The organism is Ruminiclostridium herbifermentans (assembly GCF_005473905.2).
Lineage (GTDB): Bacteria > Bacillota > Clostridia > Acetivibrionales > DSM-1351 > Ruminiclostridium > Ruminiclostridium herbifermentans.
Window position 1 is genome coordinate 387,986 of sequence record NZ_CP061336.1, and the last position, 25,055, is coordinate 413,040.

Here is a 25,055-nt window from a genome sequence, read left to right on the forward strand (position 1 = left end):
ATAATTATAGTCCGGATAAGTATTTGGAATGATTTCCATCCCGGTACTATCCGGACTTTAGTTTTATATTCATTGAATTAAATGACTATATGGCTACTAAAAATAAAATAAAGGATAAGGGTAAAAGTATGATGAGTAGCATGAAATTTAAAAGCGCTAAGACGTTCGTAATGACAGTAGTACTTTTAATATCTTTGATATTGCCAACTATTCTTGTAAATGCAGCAGATGCAGCTCCATTCCCATATAATGCAAAGTATCCATATGGTGCGTTCAGTTCGTTGGCAGATGACCAATCATCAGCTAACCAGCTTGTAAAAGCAGAGTGGGAATCTTGGAAGAGCGCACACATAACAAGTAATGGAGCAAGAGGTTTTAAAAGAGTTCAGAGAGATGCTGCTACTAACTATGATACCGTATCAGAAGGTCTTGGATATGGTATGTTACTTGCAGTATATTTCGGAGAGCAGCAACTATTTAATGACTTATATGGATATGTAAAATGTTATTTTAATTCAAATGGATTAATGTCTTGGCATATTGATGCAAATGGAAATATAATAGGCAATGATGGAATAGGTGCAGCAACTGATGCTGATGAAGATATTGCAGTTGCGCTAGTATTTGCTCATAAAAAATGGGGTTCAAACGGTTCAGTTAACTATGAATCAGAAGCGAAGTCATATATCAGTAAGATTTACAACCACATGGTTGAAAGAGGTACATATATAATTAAAAACGGTGATACTTGGGGAGGAACTAGTTGTGTAAATCCATCATATTTTGCGCCAGCATGGTATAGGATTTACGCAGATTTCACAGGAAATTCAGAATGGCTTAAAGTTGCTGATAAGTGCTATGAGATAATAGACAGAGCTAAAAATCCAAATACAGGTCTTGTTCCAGACTGGTGTACTGCAGCAGGTGGACCAGCAAACGGAATGGGTTACGACTTCTTATACGATGCAATCCGTTATCAATGGAGAACAGCAATAGACTACAGTTGGTACGGTACTGCAAAAGCGAAAACAAACTGCGATCAAATATCTAATTTCTTTAAGAAAATAGGTATCACAAATATTAAAGATGGATATACAATAACAGGAAATCAGATAAATTCAAATCACACAGCTACATTTGTATCTTGCGGAGCTGCAGCAGCTATGACAGGTACAGACAGTGAATATGCAAAAAGTGCTTATAATGAAAATGTAAAAGTAAAAGATCAAGGTTCTTATGTATATTTTGGAAATTCACTAAGAATGCTTGTACTACTATATACAACCGGAAACTTTCCAAATCTATATAACTACAAAGTAGAAATTCCTACATTTACAAAAGGTGATGTTAATAAAGACGGATCAGTAGATGCACTAGATTTTGCAGCATTAAAGAAAGCTCTTTTGTCACAATCATTCAATGAAATAGACACAAAAGCAGCAGATATGAATGAAGATGGAAACATAGATGCTGTTGATTTTGCTAACTTAAAAATATTTTTGCTTAGCAAATAAAAATGCTAGTAAGAGTTTAAGGGAGGTAATAAAATAATGCGCAAAGTTAATAATGCAGTGAAGAAAATTATGGCTGTTACAGTAGCAGCTGCACTGATTTTAACACTGATTCCAAAACCACAAGCAACTGCTGCTCCTACCTTTAATTATGGTGAAGCATTGCAAAAATCAATTATGTTTTATGAATTCCAGCGTTCTGGAGCTCTCCCAGCTGATAAACGCGATAACTGGAGAGGTGACTCTGGATTAAAAGATGGTTCAGATGTAGGACTTGATCTAACTGGTGGATGGTATGATGCTGGAGATCACGTAAAATTTAATTTACCAATGTCTTATACATCAACAATGTTAGCTTGGTCATTATATGAAGATAAAGAGGCATATGAAAAAAGCGGCCAATTGAAATACATAAAGGATGCTATAAAATGGGCTAATGACTATTTTATAAAATGTCATCCTTCACCAAATGTATACTATTATCAGGTTGGAAATGGTACAGTTGACCATGCATGGTGGGGCCCTGCGGAAGTAATGCAGATGGACAGGCCTGCATATAAGCTAGACAGTTCAAACCCTGGAACAGCTGTATCAGCTGGAACAGCTGCATCATTAGCAGCAGCGGCAATAGTATTTAAAGACAGTGATCCAGAATATTCTGCTACATGCTTAAAACATGCAAAAGAACTATTTGCTTTTGCTGATGCAACAAGAAGCGATACTGGATATCAAAAGGCAGCTGCTAATTTCTATAGTTCTTCTGCATTTTGGGATGAATTATCTTGGGCAGCAACCTGGATTTATATGGCAACAAACGATAGCACTTACTTAACTAAAGCAGAATCCTATGTGGATAATTGGGGAAGAGAGCAGCAGTCAGAAACTATAGCATACAAGTGGGGACAATGCTGGGATGATGTACACTATGGTGCTGAATTACTGCTAGCGAGAATTACAAAAAAACCAATTTATATTGAAAGCATTGAAAGACATTTAGATTATTGGACAACTGGAGTTGATGGACAGAGAATTACATACACTCCAAAAGGATTAGCATGGTTATTCCAATGGGGTTCACTAAGACATGCTACAACAACAGCTTTTCTTGCTGGAGTTTGGGCAGAAAGTGAATTATGTACACCATCAAAGGTTTCCATATATAATGACTTCCTTAAGAGTCAAGTTGATTATGCCCTTGGAAGTACAGGAAGAAGTTTTGTGGTAGGATATGGTGTAAATCCACCTAAGCATCCACATCACAGAACAGCACATAGTTCATGGACTGATCAAATGACTAATCCAGATTATCATCGCCATACAATATATGGTGCACTAGTTGGAGGACCTGACAGTAAGGATGCTTATTCTGATAAAATAGATAATTTTGTAGATAATGAAATAGCAGATGATTACAATGCTGGTTTTACTGGAGCATTGGCAAAATTGTATGAAAAATACGGTGGAGATCCAATTCCAAACTTTAAGGCAATTGAAGAGATAACAAACGACGAAATAATTATTAAAGCAAGCTTAAATTCAACTGGTCCTACTTATACTGAGATAAAGGCTGTTGTATATAACCAGACAGGATGGCCTGCAAGAGTGACAGACAAGCTTTCATTCAAATACTTTATGGATCTTACAGAAGTTGTAAATGCTAATGTTGACCCATTAAGCCTTGCAGTTAGAATGAATTATTCAGAAGGTAAAGGAATTACAATATCCAAAGTATTACCTTGGGATACTTCAAAAAATATTTACTATGTCAATATAGATATGACAGGTGAGAATATTTATCCAGGTGGACAATCTGCACATAGAAGAGAAGTACAATTCAGGATATCAGCACCTGATGGAACAAATTATTGGGATCCAACAAATGATTTCTCATATAAGGGAATCAAAGCTGGTAGTACAGTAGAATTAACTCAATACATTCCTGTTTATGATAATGGCGTTAAAGTATTCGGTACAGAGCCAGCAGGAGGTACACCACCTGTAGAAGATGTTTTATATGGTGATGTTAATGACGATAAGAGCGTTGATTCAATTGATTTAGCAGTATTAAAGAAATACTTGCTAGATAATAGTACAACAATCAATTTAAAAGCTGCTGATACATACAAAGATGGTAGCATTGATTCACTAGACTTTGCTACTTTAAAGAAGTATTTGCTAGGCACTACTACAGAGTTGCCTGTAAAAGCTTGATAATAATTTAGATTAGTAGAAATGATAAAAGTTAATTGTTATAGTCCCTTAGTAAAGGTTATGTAACTGTTTATAAAAGCGGATAGAAAATCTGTATTTTCAAACCCACTATGGATTAATGCTATCCAAATTTATAAAAGATATTGCTTAATATCCGCCTTTCATAGCAAAAATTATTTTCTTAAATTTAGCTATTTACATATAGGAATGAGGGACTGATATTGAATATGTAAGCTAGTAAAATAGCACATTATCCAGTTATAAAGTATGATACTGTTGCGATACATATTCCAACCACAAAACTTGGCATGTTAATGCGCTGAATATCTCACAACGAATGTGGTTACGTGATGAATTGCAACAGCATCAGGCTTTAAATAAAACCAAAAATTATAGGAGGTAAGTATGAAAAAAAGGCTATGCAAAAGAATTTCATTATTAGTAGCAGTAGTTATGCTACTAACAAGTGCATTTAGTTCAGCAGTATTTGCAGTAGAGTACACTGGTAACTACTTCAGTGTTGGTGAACTAATTCAAGAAAACACATTTGATTCAGGAAAAGGCCTTCCATGGCACGTTGTTGAATCAGACCAAGGTAAGGCTGATTTTGACATTTCAGGTGGAACATACAACGTAACAATCAAGAACAAAGGTGTTAACAGATGGGATGTTCAGTTACGTCATAGAGGTCTAAGACTAGAAAGCGGTCACAGATATACTGTTAAGTTCTCAGTAACTTCAACAGCAAATTGCCAAATATATCCTAAAATAGGTGACCAAGGTGAACCTTATGAGGAATATTGGAACTACAATAACAGAAGCTGGGCTAAAGTAGATTTACAGGCAGGCGTTAAGAAGACTGTAACAGAAACTTTCACAGCTAATACTACTAAGGATACTATCGAATTTGCTTTCCATTTAGGTGGAGATTGTGTTACTTCAGCAACTCCATACACATTAAAATTCGATGACATTTATTTGTCAGATCCTCAGTTCAAGGGATATCCTGAGCCAGTGCCAGAACCAACAAATGCAATTCGTGTAAATCAGGTAGGATATTTCACTAACTTAGCTAAAGTTGCAACTTTAGTATCAAGTTCAACAACTCCACAAAACTGGTCATTAAAGAACAGTTCTGGAACAGTTGTTGCTACAGGAAAAACAACTGTAAAGGGCTTTGATAAATCATCTGGTGATGATGTTCATATTATTGACTTCTCAACATATAATGTTGAAGGCAAAAATTATAAATTGGTTGTAGGTTCTGATGAGAGTTTACCTTTTGATATCGGAACAGATTTATATACTAAATTGAAATATGATGCAATTAAATATTTCTATCATAACAGAAGTGGTATAAAGATTGAGATGCCATATGCTGACCGTCAAGATTTAACACGTCCTGCAGGACATCCAAACGATGTACTTAAGCCAGACCCAACAAAGAATTATCAAGCTAATTATTCATTGGATATAACTGGTGGTTGGTACGACGCTGGTGACCATGGTAAATATGTTGTTAATGGCGGTATTTCAACATGGACAGTACAAAATCAATATGAGCGCGCAAAGTATTTAGGAGATGTATCTATAGCTCCTTATGCAGATGATACAATGAATATTCCTGAGAGTGGAAATGGCTTACCTGACATTCTCGATGAATCACGTTACAACTTAAAGACTTTATTGAAGATGCAAGTTCCAGCTGGTAATACTTTAGCTGGTATGGTTCACCATAAAGCACATGACGAAAAGTGGACAGCACTTGCTGTACGTCCTGACCAGGATGAACAACCACGTTGGTTACAACCACCAAGTACAGCAGCTACATTGAATCTTGCTGCAATAGCTGCACAGGGTTCACGTCTATGGAAAGAATTTGATGCTTCCTTTGCTAATACATGCTTAACAGCAGCAGAAACAGCATGGGATGCAGCAGTTAAGAATCCTAATATATTAGCTCCTATGGAGCAGAGTTCCGGTGGTGGAGCATACGGTGACGATTATGTTCTAGATGATTTCTACTGGGCAGCTTGTGAATTATATGTTACTACTGGAAAAGCTAAATATTTAGATTATATTAAGACTTCAAAGCATTATCTTGAAGAACCAAGTTCATTAACTGGTGGAGAAGCTCTTGGAGTTACAGGATGTTTTGACTGGGGTAATACTGCAGGTCTTGGAACAATTTCACTTGCACTTGTTCCAAATGGTTTACCAGCAGCTGATGTTGCTACAGCTAAGGCTAATATAAAGAAAGCAGCAGATGATTTTATAGCTATATCTAATAAACAAGGTTATGGAGCACCAATTGAAGAGAGCAGAGTTGCTGTTAACGGAATAGAAATAATTGGTTATCCATGGGGTTCAAACTCATTTATTGTTAACGAAGCAATTGTTATGGCATATGCATATGAATTCAGTAACGATGCAAAATATCTAAACGGTGCAGTTACAGCTATGGACTATATCTTAGGACGTAACCCTAATGTTCAGAGCTATGTAACAGGTTATGGTGATAATCCACTTGAAAACCCACATCACCGTTTCTGGGCTTATCAAGCAGATAATTCATTCCCAACAGCACCTGCTGGATGTTTATCAGGTGGACCTAACTCTGGATTACAAGATCCTTGGGTTAAGGGATCAGGTTGGTCTGCAGGTTCAAGACCACCACAAAAATGCTTCATGGATCATATCGAATCATGGTCAACAAACGAAGTAACAATTAACTGGAATGCTCCTTTAGCTTGGATAACATCTTACCTTGATGAAAAAGCAAACGATGAAGGTGGATCAAATCCAGGTGGATTATTAGGTGATGCTAATGGTGATGGCAATGTAGATGCATTAGACTTTGCCGCTGTTAAACAGTACATGTTAACAGGTAAAGAAATAAATATGAAGAATGCAGATGTTAACGGTGATGGCGATGTAAATGCTCTTGACTTCGCAAGAATTAAGCAGTATTTATTAGGTGCTATTACTAGCTTCTAAGATTCTAGGATTTTAAAAATGGAACTATAGAAATGCTTCATGCATTTCTATAGTTCCTATCTGTATAAATTTAGAAGCATTGTAGTTTGTTTCAAATCATTTCTAAGTTGATTTTTCAAAAAAGTATGAAATAACGTGTGCGAATTCTGCATAAAGAATGTCGGGTTTTAAGATAAATCTAAATAATCTATATCTCACTGGTATCGACAGTGACACACAAAATAATAATAGTGTATGGTCATTGCTTAACTTATTCAAAATGCGATAAGAATGATTAATGCACCAAAATCTATACATCGCATTTTTTAAGCTTATCATACATATTCAAAAATGTAATAAAACGTATATTGCTTTTTAGTGTTTTAAATGCACTATGTTTGCATAATCTTATTTTTTAATGTTTTAAGCTATTCTCCAATACAAATGGAAAATTTATGAGTATACAATCTGCCTAAAAGTTTGTAGAAAAAGGCAGTCTGATTTCAAAATAATAATCATATATTTTGGTGTTAAAAGGCTAACTCCATATACGCCGACGACATTTAAAATATGAATTTATTATCTTAATTTGCATAATAGCTAAAGTATTATTTCATATTGTAGAACTGGCTCTGATTAAGCAGGCGCTATGAGATAGCAATTAATATATAGGAATATAAGCAGAAAGAAAAACTAGTTATTTTATTCTATATATAATGTGTAGTTACATCAGAAGGATTAAATGGTTATATAACCAAAGTCTATTCTGTTAATTAAAAAAATCATCAAATGAGGAGATAAGGACATGAAAAAAACTATATTAATCGTATCAATTATTATTGTTTGTGGATTAGCGATATTTGGGATAGTGAAGCTAACATCTAATTCTGATAATTCATCAGTAGCTGATAATGCAGCTGCAACAATTACTGTAGATGATCAAACTACAGCATCAAATTCTGAATCAGATACGAAGGATACAAATGATGCATCAACTAGTAGCACAGATGCAGCAAGCAATGAAGTAGTAAAAGGTGACGTAGAGATAACTATAGGTTCTGCTACTGCTTCAGCAGAAGAAACAGTAATAATCCCTGTGAAGGTAGAGACTGTTCCTGAAGCTGGTATAGGAAGTTGTAATTTTAATATTAAATATGATACTAATGTACTTGAGGTAGTAGAAGTATTGCCAGGAGATATTACAGAAAATATAGATTCAAGTTTAGAATATTCAGTTATTGAAACAACAGGTATGGTAAGTTACTTATATACAAGTAGTAGTAATGGTAAGGATACAATAACTAAGCCTGGTATAATTTCGAATATAAAGTTCAAAATTAAAAAAGATGCACAAAAAGGTACAACAACAATAACAAACGGTACTGCAGGCGCGTTTGGAGATAACTCCTTAAATAAGATTACTGCTACATTCACTAGAGGCGAAATAAATGTACAATAGGTAATTGCTAACTTAATAATGATTTTAATATAGTTTTAAAAAGTAAAATGAGTGGAGGGTGTACAATGGCTAAAGTAAAAAAAAGTAGAATCTATGCCCTTATCCTTGCTGCATCATTGATAGTAACTCAATTTGGAATTCAATCTACAACGTCAGCTGCTCCTTTATTTAACTATGGAGAAGCTTTACAGAAATCAATTTTATTCTATGAGGCTCAACGTTCTGGAGCTATATCAACATCAGATATTCCAACAAGACTTCCATGGCGTGGAGATTCTCAGTTAACTGATGGACAAAAGGAAGGTATTGATTTAACTGGTGGATGGGTTGATGCAGGTGATAATATTAAGTTTGGTATAACTTGTGCTTATACTGCCAGCTTACTTGCATATGGTGCTATAGAATATAAGGATGCGTATGTTAAAAGTGGACAAATGAAATGGCTTCAAAACCAGTTAAGATGGGTAAATGATTATTTCATTAAGTGTCATACAAGTGAAAATGTTTTTTGGGCACAGGTTGGTATGACTGCAATGGATCATAATAACTGGATGCCAATAGAAGTTACACATATTACCAATGACAGAACTGCAATAAAGCTGGATAAAGACAATCCTGGAACAGAAGTAGCAATGGGAACAGCTGCTGCTATGGCTGCATCATCAATAGTTTTCAGAGATTCAGATCCCACTTATGCAGACAAGCTTTTAACTCATGCAAAGCAACTATATGATTTTGGTGATAAATACAGAGGAAAGTTCTCCGATGTTATCAAAAAAACTGATCCACAGGGAGCAGCAGCATATACCTCTCATAGTGGTTATAATGATGAATTGGTTTGGGGATCTATATGGCTTTATAAAGGAATGGAAGCTCAGAAGGCAGGAAGCGGAGCTAGCTATTTAAATAAGGCAAAAGAGTATTATAACGGAATTGGTAAAGAAGCAAATCAATCGGTACATAAATATAAATGGGCACATTGCTGGGATGATCAATCCTTTGGATGTTATGTATTGATGTCTCAGATAGACCCTACTAATGCAGAATATTCACAGGACGCTGAACGCTGGTTAAATTGGTGGACAGTTGGCGGTACAGAGCATAATGCAGACGGAACAAAAATTACATATACTCCTGGTGGGCATGCAAAACTAGACGATTGGGGTTCATTTAGATATGCATCAACTACAGCATTGTTTGCATTTACTTATTCAGACAAATTAGCTGATGCTACTAAAAAGGCTCGCTATCATGACTTTGCTGTAAAGCAAATAAATTACATACTAGGAGATAATCCACGTAAAGCAAGCTATATGGTTGGTTTTGGTGAAAATTATCCTCAACATCCACATCATCGTACAGCACACAGTTCATGGGGACAAACAATGGATGTTCCATCTGAACACCGTCATATACTATATGGAGCCCTTGTTGGAAGCCCAACTGCAACAGATGGCTTTAATGATTTAGTAAGCGATTACATATGTAATGAGGTTGCAATAGATTATAATGCAGGTATAACAGGAGCTCTTGCTAGAATGTATGCAGAATTCGGCGGAAATCCTATTCCAGACAGCAGTTTCCCATTGCCAGATAAGCCTTATAGTGAAAAGGATGAATTCCCTGTATTTGCAAAGACATATTTTAACGGTACATCAGGAACTCAGTTTTCATTGACAGTTGAAAACCGCTCTGCATGGCCTGCTCGTGCTAAGAATAATTTAAAATTACGCTATTTCTTTACACTCGATACAAATGACATCAGCGATGTAAGTATAAAGTCTCAAAAATGGTCTAAGGTAACTGGACCTACTGTATGGGATAAAGAAAATAAAGTATATTATTTTACAATCGATTTATCAGGTACAGACATTTATCCAGGCTATGGCTGGGAAGTGGGAGGTCCTGAAGTAGACTTTACTGTAAGTTCTGCATCTAATCAATGGGATGTAACTAACGACTGGTCATATATGAATTGGGATAAGACTTACGTAAGTGGAACTAGAAGCTATGCTCCAAATTTTGTAGTGTATGAAGGTGATAACTTCATAAGACTAGCTGGAAAAGAACCAGCAGGTGGAGCTTCAGTTACACAAACAATATTAAAGCCAGTGTACCCTGAAGGGAAAAACTATTTTGATATTTCACAGGGATCTTGTGAAGCAAAATTCAAGCTTACTGATGCATCAGGAAGTCCACTTAAGGGAATGCAGATACATTGGTCTTCAAAAGATGTTGAGCCTGGTTTTGTAATTCATATGAGATCTTCTTATACTGATGGAGAAGGTATTGCAAAAGTAAATATAAATATACCAGATACCATGCTTAATAATGAAGTTAGTGTGGATAGCTATATAACTGCAAATTTTGCTGGTACTGATAGTTACCAGGCAGCATTATCTGAAGGCAGAGTTATGGGCAAATTTAGCACTGGCTTTGAAATTGGAGATATCAATAATGATAAAAGTGTTGATGCAATAGATTTTGCTCTCTTAAAGAAATATTTACTGGATAATAATGTTGAAATAAAACACATGTATGCAGACATGAACAGTGATGGAAATATAGATGCAATTGACTTTGCATTATTGAAAAAGAAGCTTTTAAACTAACCAATATTAACGAATATATTTATTTGTTTATCTAAGGCTTATAAATCATTATGTAGCAATATGTATAATTTTTTCTATTAGATTTGGTGTGTACCTACTCATTATAAATAAATAGTAGGTACCACTGCATCTATAGATTTATTGAAAAGGGGGAATTAATTTTGAAAATGAAAAGGTATATTGGAAAAACGATAGCTTTTCTTACCGCAGTATCTGTTATATCAACATTGTTTACTGGTATAAATATTGATACTGCAACAGCTGCTTCAACAGGAACTCCATATATCAATTATGCCGAAGCACTTCAAAAATCAATGTATTTTTATGATGCAAATAAGTGCGGTCCTGGAATAACAGGAGGAAGGCTTGAGTGGAGAGGTGATTGTCATGTTGAGGATTGTGAAGTACCACTTACTCCAATGACTGCGAAGAAAACTGGAACAAATATGTCGCAGTCCTTTATAGACAAAAATAAAAAGTTCTTAGATCCAGATGGAAATGGAACCTTGGATTTACGTGGGGGATACCATGATGCAGGAGACCATGTTAAATTTGGATTGCCGCAGACTTATGCAATATCTACAATAGGATGGGGATTCTATGAGTTCAGAGAATCCTATCAAAAAATTAATGAAGAAGATCACATGATAGATCTTCTAAAATGGGGAAATGATTATTTACTACGTTCAACTTTCCTAGATGATAAAGGTGAAGTTGTTGCCTTCTGTTATCAGGTTGGAGAAGGAAACGAGGATCATAACTGGTGGCAGCCACCTGAATTAAATGTTAAAGAATTAGTTCCACGTCCTGCTTATTTTGCTACTGAAGAAACACCTGCTAGTGACCAATGTGCAGGCGCAGCAGCATCTATGGCTATTCATTATTTGAATTTTAAGGATACTGAACCAGAGTATGCAGCACCATTCCTTACAGCTGCAAAAGCACTTTACAAGTTTGCAGTTGAAAATCGTGGTTTAGGTTATTCTGGTGGTTTCTATGGTTCGAGTTTTGATGAAGATGAATTATCATGGGCAGCTGTATGGCTCAATATTGCTACAGGTGAACAGTCATATATTGATGATATAATTTCTACTAGTGATGACGGCGTTTATACTGGGTATATGGGAAGAATTATTAAGAACACACAGAATACATGGCAGAATATCTGGGTACATTGCTGGGATACAGTATGGGGAGGAGTTTTTGCTAAATTAGCTCCTATAACAAATACAGAGAGAGATTGGTATTTATTTAGATGGAATCTTGAGTATTGGTCAGGGATACCGCATGCTGACAAAACGGATAATACATTCTTAGCAAAGACCCCTGCAGGTTTCAGTATGCTTAACAATTATGGTTCTGCTCGTTACAATTCAGCAGCTCAGTTATGTGCAGTAGTATATACAAAATATACTGGCAATATGGATGTCACTGATTGGGCAAAAACACAGATGGATTATATATTAGGAGATAATCCATTAGGCAGAAGCTATGAGGTTGGTTATTCTGATAATTATGCTTTACACCCACACCACCGTGCTGCACATGGATCAAAGACTCTTAACATGGATGTTCCTGAACAGCACAGACATACACTTTGGGGAGCTTTGGTTGGTGGACCTGATTCGGATGATTCGCATAATGATGAAACAACAGACTATATTTCCAATGAGGTTGCAGTTGACTACAATGCAGGTTTTGTAGGTGCATTAGCGGGAATGTACAAGTACTTTGGTGAAGGTATGGAGCCTCTTGAAAATTTCCCTCCAAAAGAGCCTTATGAGGATGAATTCTATGCAGAAGCAAAGCTAGAGCAGGAAAACAAAGAAAGAACGCAGATAACAGTAAATATCCATAATGAAACTTCAAGACCTCCTCAATTTGTTGATGGATTATCATTTAAGTATTTCTTTGATATTTCAGAACTTATTGAAGCAGGACAAACATTAGAGGATGTTCGTGTGGATGTAATGTACGATGAAGCAAAAGCAAATGAGAACAAGCCAGTAGCAGTTAAAGGCCCATATATGTGGGATGAAGAAAATAATATTGCATACTTTGAAGCTGACTGGTCTGGAAATGCATTCTATGGTGACAGAGAGTTCCACTTTGGCCTAGTTGCAAACCTAGACAAGGATTGGAAACCACATTGGGATCCTACTAATGACTGGAGTAGAGAAGGTATTAGTAAAGAATATTCAATAACTAAAAAGATTACTGTTTACAGAAATGGTAAGTTAGTTTATGGAGAGGAGCCTGCAAAAGGTGCTTCTGATAAGCTTTTAGGTGACTTAAATGGGGATGGAAACATTGATGCTATAGACTTTGCAGCAATGAAAAAGTATTTGCTGGATCCATCTACAGGTATTGACATTGAAATAGCTGATATGAATAAAGATGGAGAAGTTAATGTTTTAGACTTAGTTGCATTAAAGAAGATATTACTTGATGGCTAAAAAAGCCGTACATGAATAATAATTATATTATTTTTCAAGGAAGCAAATGTAGTTAGAGTTTACTTTATCATATCAATATCTAAGAATAAGCGGATTTCTAAGATTCATTGAGATTTATATAAATCCATATGAATCTTAGAAATTGCTTGCTATGATAAGTAAAAATATTGATAAATATGAAAATTTTACATCTAAATTTTTGTTTTTATCAATGAGTTAAAAAAATCATAAGGGGGATGACTGCAAAATGAAAAAGTTAGCTAAAAGAATTGGAGTTGTATTACTCAGCGGAGTATTGTTTACTACCTCGCTTGTACCAGCAGGAAGTGCATTTGCTGCTAGTGCAAATGACTACTCAATTGCTTTGAAAGATTCCATTGTATTTTACGATGCAAATAAATGCGGAAAAGATGTTGCTAATAATAATTTCTTCGATTGGAGAAGTGCTTGTCATGTAAATGACGGTGCAGATGTTGGGTTGGATTTAACAGGTGGTTACCATGATGCTGGTGACCATGTAAAGTTTGGATTACCTCAGGGCTATACAGCGGCTGTATTGGGATGGGCACTATATGAATTTAAGGACTCATTTGATGCTACTGGAAATACAGCGAAGATGTATGAACAGTTAAAGTATTTTACTGATTATTTTCTAAAATCACATCCAGATGCTAATACCTTCTATTATCAAATTGGAGAAGGTAATGATGATCATACCTATTGGGGGGCTCCAGAAGTTCAGCCAAATCCAAGGCCAGCATTATATAAGGCAGACCCAAGTCATCCAGCATCTGATATTTTAGGGGAAACTTCTGCAGCATTAGCTTTGATGTATTTAAACTATAAAAACAAAGATGCTGCATATGCAAACTCTTGCTTAAAGGCAGCTAAGGAACTTTATGAACTGGGAAAAGCAAATCAAGGTGTTGGACAAGGACAGTCCTTTTATATGGCAACTAGCTATGGAGATGATTTAGCATGGGCAGCTACATGGCTATATACTGCTACAAAGGATGAAGCATATATTGCAGATGCTGAAAAATTCATTGTTTTAGGCAACACTATGAATGAAGATAAGCTAAAAGATAAATGGACAATGTGCTGGGATGATATGTATGTTCCTGCAGCATTGAGACTTGCACAGATAACAGGTAAACAGATTTATAAAGACGCTGTGATGTTTAATTTTAATTATTGGAAAAATGAATTGACAACTACACCAGGTGGATTAAAGTACCTTGCAAACTGGGGTGTTTTAAGATATGCAGCAGCTGAATCTATGCTTATTTTCGTATATTGCAAAGAAAATCAAAATACAGAGCTGCTTAATATGGCAAAAAAACAGATTGATTATATATTAGGTGAAAACCCAGCAAAAATGTCCTACATAATTGGATATGGAAGTAATTGGTGCATACATCCTCATCATAGAGCGGCAAATGGTTATACATATGCAAATGGGGATAATGCTAAGCCTGCAAAACATTTATTGACAGGAGCTTTAGTTGGTGGACCTGATCAAAATGATAGATTTTTAGACGATGCAAATCAGTTCCAATATACAGAGGTTGCAATTGACTACAACGCAGGACTTGTAGGAGCATTAGCAGGTGCATATAAGCTTTTTGGGGGAGCGATGCCTGAGAATCCAGAAGACCCAGAGGATCCAGAGGACCCTGATATTAAAATAGGTGATTGCAATGGTGACGGCAGTGTGGATGCAATTGATTTGGCTACAATGAAAAAGTATCTTTTAACCCAAGATGCTACAAGTATCAAATTAGAAAATGCAGACATGAATAGTGATGGAAATATTGACGCAATTGATTTCGCATTGCTAAAGAAAGCTTTACTTTAATAAATAGCTAGAACTGCACTATGTTAACTGGGGGGATAACAGAGGTCAATTACTGTTTGAAGACTATGTTTGAACATTGCTTGAATATGCCAAGTTTACACTTAATTTAGCATTGTTTGCTTGGCATTTTAAGCAATCAAGCAATGACTATACACTTTTAAATTATTATTTGTGTATGGGTAAATGGAGATTAGCTTGAATAACATGCTTTTCAAGTTGGTTTTGGCTTTAAGTTATTGTTCATTAAAGGAAGCTTTAGCTTTTAACCTAGCCATAAGTTTAAACTAACAGTAATTGATATAAGTGTGGTTCTAGCTTTTTATAAATTAATTTATATTTCGGGAGGTGATTAATAGAACAAGAGAATTAGTATGTGTTTGCAATTCTTCTTATTCTGCAGATATTATGTATTTTGCCCAATATAATTAATAGTTCTGTAGCTGCTGCCGGAAATGCAATGGTTACTATGAATGGAATATAATATGTTTTACAATTTAGCCTTTTCGATTTGCAGGATGTACTAATCATGATTTATTTATGGTGATGGATTAATGAATAAACTCAAGAGGATACAGAAACCAAATTTTTGGATAAGTTCTGGGGAAAGTACCATGATAAGCTAAATGATTGAGAAGGGGATTAATGATAATAAAAACATGGGAATTTTTTATGAGTCTGGTATTGTTTTGGAACAAAGAAAGTAAAGTAGAGTGCAAGTCACGCGCTTTGACTATATCTTTGAACTGGAAGGGAGAATAATATTAGAGTCATTATCTACTTGAAAAATATTGGGAAGCATATAGTGGCATTGATACTTGGGTTAGTAGAAGGGACTGCCTTATGTATCACATTCCAATAGAATCAGTATTCCTCACTAATGAATGTTATAAGAATGAATTGAAAACTATAGAGTATTTTTTAATAGGATTAATTACTATACAAATGAATCCTGCAAGGATGCTCTGACTATTTTTCTTGGAACATAAAAACATTGGATTTACCCTGATATGGTTATATCAGACTCACACGGCTTTGATTTGAATCAAGTTGGGCAAATTGGTTCTAAACTTAGCAAAATTAGAAAATATTTATAAGACAATTTAGAATCAAAATTGAAAGGTGAGGTGTTTTTTTTGAAATTAAGAAAATTATGTTCAGGTTTATTAGCAGTAGCCGTTTCTGTATCTGTATTATTACCTGCAAGTAATCAAGCTCAAGCAGCAGGAGCATATGAGACAGGAGTTTACAGAAACTTATTTGTGGAGATTGGAAAGACACAAGCACAGGTTGATGCAAAACTACAGGCAGCATGGGATAAACTGTTTTATGGAAATGATAACAATGAGAGATTATATTACCCTGTAGGAAATGATATGGCTTACATAAAGGACGTTGCTAACGGTGATGTTAGAAGTGAAGGTATGTCATATGGTATGATGATTTGTGTACAGATGGACAAGCAGAAGGAATTTGACAATTTGTGGAGATGGTCAAAGAGATATATGCAGCATCAAAGTGGTGCATTAAAAGGCTTCTTTGCATGGCAGTGTAACTTCAATGGAGGAATTATGGACTCTACTCCAGCATCTGATGGTGATGAATATTTTGCAATGGCACTGCTTTTTGCGTCAAAGCGTTGGGGAGATAACAGCACAGGAATTGACTATAATAAAGAGGCTCAGATAATACTTGATGCTATGCTTCATCAGTCAGATGACGGACAAGGCTATAACATGTTTAATAAAAATGCTAATCAAGTTGTATTCTGTCCAACTGCTGGTAACTACGATTTCACAGATCCATCCTATCACCTTCCTGCATTCTATGAATTATGGGCATTATGGGATGATTCAGACAATGCACTTTGGTCAAAGATTGCAGCAACTAGTAGAGATTTCTTCAAAAAGACTACACATCCAACTACGGGCTTATCACCTGACTATGCTGAATTCAGCGGTGCTCCAAAAGAAGTATCATGGAGCAGCGGACATGGAGATTTCCGTTATGATGCATGGCGTACTGCATCAAATATAGCAGTGGATTATGCATGGTTTGGAAAAGACTCCTGGGCAACTACTTTCGCAGATAGATTACAGAATTTCTTCTATGGACAAGGTATAAAGACATATGCAAGTAATTATACATTATCAGGTTCAAAATTAAACAATGACCATTCACCAGGACTGGTTGCTATGAATGCAGTAGCATCATTGGCAACTAATACATCAAGGTCAAAAGAATTTGTAGAAGAACTCTGGAATACTGCAATACCAAGTGGCCAATACCGTTATTATGACGGAATGCTTTACTTCCTTGGAATGCTTCACGTTAGCGGTAACTTCAAGATGTGGGGAGTTCAATCAGCACCACAAGTTACTCTCGGGGATGCAAATGATGATGGAAAAGTAGACGCATTAGACTTTGCTGCAATTAAAATGTATCTATTAAATTCAAGTACTTCTATAAACTTAAAGAATGCAGATATGAATGAAGATGGCGCAGTTGATGCATTAGACTTTGCTACACTTAAGAAGGTACTTTTAAATAATTAATAAATAATACAATAAAAAATTAGATTATATAGCATTTAATATATTTTTGCTGGCAGAAAATTTAGAATCAACTTTCCTGGTTAGTAATAGCTGGGAAAGTTGATTAGTATTTGTCTAAAACTCGAAAAAACACTGTAACTTGTTTTGTTTCATTGCAGGCTTTGACTTAATGACAAATATACGTAAAAGCAAATTTGATTCTTTATATAAGTTATAATTCAGCAGCCTTCGTTAAGACAATAGTCTTAAAAATAAAGGAGGTAAGGTATGACAAAATTTCTAAATAGAAAAATAGCATTATTATTAGCATTTGTAATGTTTATATCTGTTTTCCCTATAACAGAGTCATTTGCAGCTCATGAATTAATTAGTAATAATACCTTCAATGAAGGAGTAGGTCTTCCGTGGCATATTGTAGTAAACGACCCAGCCAAAGCAAGTTTTGATATTTCAGGTGGTATACAACATTACAGTACAAAATCCAGGGGATAATAGAATATGGAGATGACTATGTAGGTGATGAATTCTATTGGGTTGCCTGCGAATTATACATTACAACAGGTAAAGACAAATATTTAGATTATATAAAGAATTCAACACATTATTTAGAGATTCCTACAACTTTAACTGGAGGGATAGATGCAGATACAACAGGCTGTTTTGACTGGTGCAATACTGCAGGATTGGGAACGTTATCACTTTCTATGTTCACAAATGGACTATCTGCTTCAGATGTTGCTACAGCTAGAGCTAATATAATAAAAGCTGCTGATGAATTTATATTAATAGCAAATTCACAAGGCTATGGTGTACCAATTAAGGAATGCACAATAGATGGATTAATAACAAATAGCAATGGTGAAGTTTCAAGTACAGTTGGTTTCCCATATAACTCAAATTCGTTTATATTGAATGAAGCTATTGTTATGGCTTATGCATTTGATTACAGTTATCAGAACAATAAATATTTGAATGGTATGGTTGAAGCTATGGATTATCTATTAGGACGTAATCCTAGGAATCAGAGTTACATAACTGGATATGGTGATAAGCCTCTTGAAAATCCACATCACATCTTTTGGGATTACCGAAATGATGACTCTTTACCTCACCCCCCTGCTGGTTGTTTATCAATCGGACCTAACTCTGGGTTACAAGATGATTGGACTAAGGGTGCTGGATGGAAAGTAGCAGAAATTCCACCTGAGAAATGCTTTATGGATTGTGCAGAATCATGGTCAACAAATAACTTAGATATTAATTTAAATGCACCACTGGCATGGGTATCAGCATACTTAGATGAGAATATTATTAAACCACCACCACCACCTTTATTTGGAGATGTTAACGAAGATTATAGTATTGATGCATTAGATATAACTATAATTAAACAATTTCTTTTAACTCAAAATGAGTCGCTGATAATTAATAGATTTAATGCAGATGTAAATGGAGATAGTTTTATTAATGCACTGGATTTTGCATTAATAAAAATGTTTTTATTAGGTAGTATTACTACTTTTCCAGTAGGAGGCTAAGTGCAGCTTTCGTAATGGATTAATATTTACTATAGTTAAGCAAGCCATAATTGAAAAAAGCTTTTGATTATAGAAATTTGGCTTATATATAAAAGGGAATACAGATATTGAAAATTTGTAAACTCTTTAATAATATGAAACAGGAAACTATAATCTGGGGGAATTGATATTAATTGCATGTCAAGCTAGTGGTAATGATGGAACTTTGAGCAAATGACTATTAATTAGACGAAATTTGAGAAGAGGAATTAATAATGGGTTTTTATTATTAGAAAACATCTTCAAAATCAATAATTAATTAGGAGGGGAATTATGAAGAGTTTTATTTTTAAGAAAGCTGCATTTTTACTGGCAATTGCAATATTAATTTCTGCGTTTCCTATAACAGATTCATTTGCATATTGGGAAGTAATTGCAAGCAACTTTGACAAAGGAGAGGGCCTTCCATGGCACGTAGTAGTTAATGAACCAGCTAAAGCTATTTCCGACATTTCAGATGGCAAGTACAAAATTACAATATTAAATGCGGGATTGAACAGATGGGATATTATGTTTCGCCATAGGGGGCTTACAATTGAAAAGGGTCACCAGTATAAAGTTAAATTTACTGTAGTTGCATCAGAAAATTGCAAGATTTATGCAAAAGTTGGTGACCAAGGAGAACCTTTTGAAGAATACTGGAATTATAATAACAGAAGCTGGTCTCCAATAAATTTACAGGCCAATGTACCTTTAACGGTTGAAGAGAATTTTACAATGTATAATGCTACAAAAGATGTTTGTGAATTTTCTTTCTTTCTAGGAGGAGATATGAGTTTATCTGAGCAGCAGTATACAGTAGCTTTTGATGATATATATCTTATAGATTTATTAGCACCGCCGCCTCCGCCACTTCCATCCGAGCCAACTAATGAAATTCGTGTGAACCAAGAAGGATATTTCCCAACATTAAATAAGATTGCTACTTTAGTTTCTGATTCAACAACTCCTGTAAGTTGGAATTTAGTAAATAGTGCAGGTAAGATTGTCGCATCAGGCAGTTCAAAAGTAAAAGGGCTTGATACCTCATCAGGCGACAATGTACACATAATAGACTTTTCGTCGTACATGACTGTAGGTAGTGGCTATAAGCTGATTTCAGGAGAGTTTGAGAGTCTGCCTTTTGATATTAGTAATGAATTATATTCAGATTTGAAATATGATGCTATAAAGTATTTCTACCATAATAGGAGTGGAATTAATATCCAGATGCCTTATGCAGACAAAAGTGAACTCTCACGTAGTGCGATAAATCCAAAGGATGTTGTTAGTCTTGATCCTAGAAATAGTAATACTGATAATTACACTCTTGATATTACTGGTGGATGGAATGATGACGAAGGCAACGGAAAGTGTGTGGTTAATAGCAGTATAGCAACATGGACTTTGATGAATAAATATGAGCAAGCATTGTATAATGGAAATGTTGAAGTTTCACCTTATGCAGACATTACTATGAATATTCCGGAGAGCGGAAACGGTATTCCAGATATTCTTGATGAGGCACGTTATAATTTACAGGCAATGCTAAAAATGCAAGTGCCCGCAGGTAAATCATTATCAGGAATGGTACATCATAAGGTGAGCGATAGACGTGTTCTTTCCTTGACAGGAGTAGAAACAGTTCGTTTTTTACAGCCACCAAGTACTGCTGCTACATTGGATTTAGCTGCAGTTGCGGCTCAAGCTTCACGTCTCTTTAAAAATTATGATAGCGAATTTGCTAACCAATGTCTTGTAGCAGCAGAAACAGCATGGGATGCAGCTATTGCTAACCCGGAACTATTTGTACCATTCACATATGGAGTTTTAGATAAGGAATATGGTGATGATTATGTGGGCGATGAATTTTACTGGGCAGCAAGTGAATTATATATTACAACAGGAAAGGCTAAGTACTTGGACTATATAAAGAATTCACAGCACTTCTTAGAAGTTCCTACTAAGCTAACAGAAGGTATAGACATTGACACAACAGGTTGCTTTGATTGGTGTAATACTGCTGGAATGGGAACGCTATCACTATCTATGGCTCCAACTAAATTAACAGTTTCAGATTTTAAAACAATTAAAGAAAACATAATAAAGGCTGCTGATAAGTTTATAGCTATAGCTGATTCACAGGGATATGGTGTGCCAATTGAGGAATGTGCTATTGATAATTCTGGTTCGAGGGGCTTCCCATATTGCTCAAACTCATATATTTTGAATGAAGCTATTGTAATGGCTTATGCATATGAGTTAAGTGGAAATATTAAATATTTAAATGGAATGACTAGTGCTATGGACTATATCTTAGGAAGAAACCCTATGTTACAGAGTTACATAACTGGATATGGAGATAATCCACTTGAAAATCCACATCATATGTATTGGTCATACCAAGATGACAATTCAACACCTAAACCACCTGCAGGTGTTCTGTCAAGTGGACCTAATTCTGGGCTGCAGGATTCTTGGGTTAAGGGTACTGGCTGGAACTCAAGGACGAGACCGCCAGAGAAATGCTTTATGGATAATATATATTCTTGGTCAACAAATGATTCTGAACTTAATTTAAATGCACCACTGGTATGGGTATCTGCTTACCTAGATGAGAATGTTATTAAGACACCGCCGCCACCACCACCTTTCTTTGGAGATATTAATGATGATGATAGTATAGATGCATTAGATTTAGCGGCTGTAAAGAAATACTTGTTATCACAAGGTGATTTTTTATTAAATGTAGAGAGAGCAGATGTAAATGGAGATGGTTCTGTTGATGCTTTAGATTATGCATTGCTCAAGCAGTATTTATTAGGAATCATTAAGTATTTCCCGGTAGAAGAAATGAGAGTATAAATTTGAATTGAGTGATACTTGAAGAATGGGTTTTTGCATCAAAAAAACTGGAAGATTGAGTTTACCTGAAGAGGGCTGTTGTATAAGCAGATTAATCAAATTTTTGATTGTATTCTGATTTATTATTAATAGATACATAATGATTAAGAACTGCTGTGCAACAGCCCTAACGAAATTAAGAATGGTTAAAAATGCTTTACAAGATTTATTTTTGCACTTCTAAAAAAATTCCTATTAACACAGGATACATCATTAATAAAAGATTTAAGGTCAGCAGATGTAAATGGGGATGATTCTGTTAATGCGCTGGATTATGCTTTGATAAAAAGGTATCTATTAAAAGATATCACTGTTTTTCCTGTTGAAGGACATTAAGCATGGATATATGGTTATGTCATAATTCAAATTTATTTAACATATAATACTGAAAACATGCAAAATATTTAGTATTTCTACAAAAATATGTATTTTGAACTTGAATTGTTATGCTATATAGGGTAAACTTAAATTAGGTATATTGTGCCAAATGTTATTAGACAAAATAGCATAAGAACAGCTTTATATGCTGAACTTTAGTGGAATTTGTACATTTATGAAGCATAGACATAATTATTATCATCATATACAATTGGTTCTTACTTATCACATTTGAAATTGAAACAGAAATTGAAAGAGAATGTGTTCAGTGAACCACTAAAATTCAAGTTTTGATTAACATAGGAAGCATAATTATACTCTTTCTAAGAAAGGAGGCTTTTAATAAAAAATTAATTTGTATGCGCACTATTATGCTGCTTATTGTTAGTGATTGTAATACTTTATAATTTTCAATTACTTTTGGAGGGAATGATTCTATGAAAAAAGGGAAAAAAATTATATCGCTATTTACTGCACTTGCTTTAACTTCTACTATTTGTTTAACAAGTTTAGGAACTAATGTTAATGCAGTTGATAGCAATAATGATGACTGGCTTCATTGCGTGGGGAATAAGATATATGATATGTATGGCAATGAGGTTTGGCTGACAGGTGCTAACTGGTTTGGCTTTAACTGTAGTGAAAATGTATTTCATGGCGCTTGGTATGACGTTAAAGATATTTTAACAAGTGTAGCAGATAAAGGAATAGGATTTTTAAGAATTCCTATTTCTACGGAATTATTATATAGCTGGATGAAAGGCAAGCCAAATCCAGTTTCCAGTGTAACTGCTAGTAATAATCCACCTTATCATGTTTGTAATCCAGATTTTTATGATCCTACAACTGATGATGTAAAAAACAGTATGGAGATATTTGATTACATAATTGGATATTGTAAAGAACTTGGAATAAAAGTAATGATAGATGTACATAGTCCAGATGCTAACAATTCAGGACATAACTATGAATTATGGTATGGAAAAAGTACATCTACAGCAGGAGTAGTTACTACTGATATGTGGATAGATACTTTGGCTTGGCTTGCTGATAAGTATAAAAATGATGATACTATTTTGGCATTTGATTTAAAAAATGAACCACACGGTAAACGTGGATATACAGGAAATAAGTGTCCTTCTGATATTGCTAAATGGGATAATTCTACAGATGAGAATAACTGGAAGTATGCTGCTGAGAAATGTGCAAAGGCAGTACTTGCAAAAAATCCAAAACTGTTAATAATGATTGAAGGTATTGAGCAATATCCAAAGACTGAAAAAGGTTATACATTTGATACTCCTGATATTTTTGGAGCATCTGGTGACGCTTCTCCATGGTATGGAGCATGGTGGGGTGGTAACTTAAGAGGTGTAAAGGACTATCCTATTGATTTAGGTCCTCTAAACAGTCAGATTGTATACTCTCCACATGACTATGGTCCATCAGTATATGCACAATCATGGTTTGAAAAAGACTTTACAACACAAACATTATTAGACGACTATTGGTATGATACTTGGGCATATATTAATGACCAGGGAATAGCTCCTCTTCTCATAGGTGAGTGGGGAGGACACATGGATAAAGGCAAGAACCAAAAATGGATGACACTTTTAAGAGATTATATGATTGACAATCGTATTCATCACACGTTTTGGTGCATAAATCCTAATTCAGGTGATACTGGAGGATTAATCGGAAACGATTGGTCAACATGGGATATGGAGAAGTATGGACTCTTAAAGCCTGCATTATGGCAAACAAAATCAGGTAAGTTCATCGGACTTGACCATGTAATACCTCTTGGTAAAAATGGAATCTCTCTAGGTGAGTATTATAATACACCAGATCCAGAAGACCCAGTAGATCCTCAGGACCCTGAAGAGCCAGAAGATCCTCAAGATCCAGATCCAATTGTTAATATTGGTGATGTAAATGAGGATGGTACTATTGATGCCATTGACTTTGCAGTATTAAAGCAGCACTTATTAGGCATTACTGTAAAAATTAATTTAAAGAATGCTGATATGAACGATGATGGCAGTATAGATGCAATTGACTTTGCAAAGTTAAAAGTATTGCTGTTAAACAACTAGACTATAAATAAAATAAATATCTTTATTATATATATTAAATTATAGGATACACAGGTTAGTGCTTGTGTATCTTTTTTTGTTACGTGCGTCCAGCGAAGCTAGAGCACATTTGCTAGTATAAGTCTAGTACGGGAAATTACCAAAAAGCCCATTTATCTAAGTTGTACCTGCGTACCAGAGAAAGGAATAGGTAGTTACCTGCGAATTTAGGTTAAAGTAAACTAGCATAACGAGATAAATTAATGCGTTAGCTAATTAATTCATGAACCTCACGGGGTAAACTATAGTATTGGCTTACTGGTACTCCCGTATAAACTTATTTAAATTGTATACTCCTAGTAATTTATCAGCGAGCTAAGTTCAAATAAGCACAGCGAGTTAAAGTTAACTAAATTTAACTAAATATAAGATTAGTTGAAGTAAAAGCTAAAGAGGAAATATTTACTGATGTAAATTAAATTAGAAAATATTTACAAAATTATA

13 protein-coding genes are annotated in these 25,055 nt (G+C 35.0%); all 13 read left to right on the forward strand.

Annotated features, from left to right (window positions below; all coding sequences use genetic code 11):
- The first annotated feature begins 140 nt into the window (after positions 1–140).
- Positions 141–1,514, forward strand: coding sequence for a glycosyl hydrolase family 8 (locus tag EHE19_RS01730; RefSeq protein ID WP_483313995.1), 1,374 nt, complete (start codon positions 141–143; stop codon positions 1,512–1,514).
- Between the two features lie 69 nt (positions 1,515–1,583).
- Entirely contained in the window at positions 1,584–3,722 is a 2,139-nt protein-coding gene (locus EHE19_RS01735; protein ID WP_137699061.1) for a glycoside hydrolase family 9 protein, read from the forward strand.
- 405 nt (positions 3,723–4,127) lie between these two features.
- Positions 4,128–6,719 carry a glycoside hydrolase family 9 protein gene (locus EHE19_RS01740; protein WP_137699048.1) on the forward strand — a complete coding sequence of 864 codons (2,592 nt, stop codon included), beginning with the start codon at positions 4,128–4,130 and terminating at the stop codon, positions 6,717–6,719.
- A gap of 784 nt (positions 6,720–7,503) precedes the next feature.
- The gene (locus tag EHE19_RS01745) at positions 7,504–8,157 is read left to right on the forward strand and encodes a cohesin domain-containing protein (RefSeq protein ID WP_137699049.1); all 654 of its coding nucleotides are present in this window, start codon (positions 7,504–7,506) and stop codon (positions 8,155–8,157) included.
- A gap of 65 nt (positions 8,158–8,222) precedes the next feature.
- The gene (locus EHE19_RS01750; RefSeq protein WP_137699050.1) at positions 8,223–10,769 is read left to right on the forward strand and encodes a glycoside hydrolase family 9 protein; all 2,547 of its coding nucleotides are present in this window, start codon (positions 8,223–8,225) and stop codon (positions 10,767–10,769) included.
- Positions 10,770–10,936: 167 nt separating this feature from the next.
- Complete coding sequence (locus EHE19_RS01755) at positions 10,937–13,225, forward strand: glycoside hydrolase family 9 protein (protein WP_171003657.1); 2,289 nt, start codon at positions 10,937–10,939, stop codon at positions 13,223–13,225.
- A gap of 247 nt (positions 13,226–13,472) precedes the next feature.
- On the forward strand, positions 13,473–15,083 hold the full coding sequence (locus EHE19_RS01760; protein WP_137699052.1) for a glycoside hydrolase family 9 protein: 1,611 nt from the start codon (positions 13,473–13,475) through the stop codon (positions 15,081–15,083).
- A gap of 1,133 nt (positions 15,084–16,216) precedes the next feature.
- On the forward strand, positions 16,217–17,635 hold the full coding sequence (locus tag EHE19_RS01765) for a glycosyl hydrolase family 8 (RefSeq protein WP_137699053.1): 1,419 nt from the start codon (positions 16,217–16,219) through the stop codon (positions 17,633–17,635).
- Between the two features lie 267 nt (positions 17,636–17,902).
- On the forward strand, positions 17,903–18,127 hold the full coding sequence (locus EHE19_RS01770; protein WP_137699054.1) for a hypothetical protein: 225 nt from the start codon (positions 17,903–17,905) through the stop codon (positions 18,125–18,127).
- Between the two features lie 59 nt (positions 18,128–18,186).
- Complete coding sequence (locus EHE19_RS01775; RefSeq protein WP_244648375.1) at positions 18,187–19,173, forward strand: glycoside hydrolase family 9 protein; 987 nt, start codon at positions 18,187–18,189, stop codon at positions 19,171–19,173.
- A gap of 312 nt (positions 19,174–19,485) precedes the next feature.
- Entirely contained in the window at positions 19,486–22,056 is a 2,571-nt protein-coding gene (locus tag EHE19_RS01780) for a glycoside hydrolase family 9 protein (protein ID WP_137699056.1), read from the forward strand.
- Positions 22,057–22,263: 207 nt separating this feature from the next.
- Positions 22,264–22,431: a dockerin type I domain-containing protein gene (locus EHE19_RS20095; protein ID WP_137699062.1), complete on the forward strand. Its 168-nt coding sequence runs from the start codon at positions 22,264–22,266 to the stop codon at positions 22,429–22,431.
- Between the two features lie 479 nt (positions 22,432–22,910).
- Positions 22,911–24,572: a cellulase family glycosylhydrolase gene (locus EHE19_RS01790; protein WP_137699057.1), complete on the forward strand. Its 1,662-nt coding sequence runs from the start codon at positions 22,911–22,913 to the stop codon at positions 24,570–24,572.
- The last annotated feature ends 483 nt before the right edge of the window (positions 24,573–25,055 follow it).

Bases quoted from the DNA above. Each gene is read 5' to 3' on its own strand.
- EHE19_RS01730 (WP_483313995.1), top strand. From the start codon at position 141: ATGAAATTTAAAAGCGCTAAGACGTTCGTAATGACAGTAGTACTTTTA.
- EHE19_RS01735 (WP_137699061.1), top strand. From the start codon at position 1,584: ATGGCTGTTACAGTAGCAGCTGCACTGATTTTAACACTGATTCCAAAA.
- EHE19_RS01740 (WP_137699048.1), top strand. From the start codon at position 4,128: ATGAAAAAAAGGCTATGCAAAAGAATTTCATTATTAGTAGCAGTAGTT.
- EHE19_RS01745 (WP_137699049.1), top strand. From the start codon at position 7,504: ATGAAAAAAACTATATTAATCGTATCAATTATTATTGTTTGTGGATTA.
- EHE19_RS01750 (WP_137699050.1), top strand. From the start codon at position 8,223: ATGGCTAAAGTAAAAAAAAGTAGAATCTATGCCCTTATCCTTGCTGCA.
- EHE19_RS01755 (WP_171003657.1), top strand. From the start codon at position 10,937: ATGAAAAGGTATATTGGAAAAACGATAGCTTTTCTTACCGCAGTATCT.
- EHE19_RS01760 (WP_137699052.1), top strand. From the start codon at position 13,473: ATGAAAAAGTTAGCTAAAAGAATTGGAGTTGTATTACTCAGCGGAGTA.
- EHE19_RS01770 (WP_137699054.1), top strand. From the start codon at position 17,903: ATGACAAAATTTCTAAATAGAAAAATAGCATTATTATTAGCATTTGTA.
- EHE19_RS01780 (WP_137699056.1), top strand. From the start codon at position 19,486: ATGAAGAGTTTTATTTTTAAGAAAGCTGCATTTTTACTGGCAATTGCA.
- EHE19_RS01790 (WP_137699057.1), top strand. From the start codon at position 22,911: ATGAAAAAAGGGAAAAAAATTATATCGCTATTTACTGCACTTGCTTTA.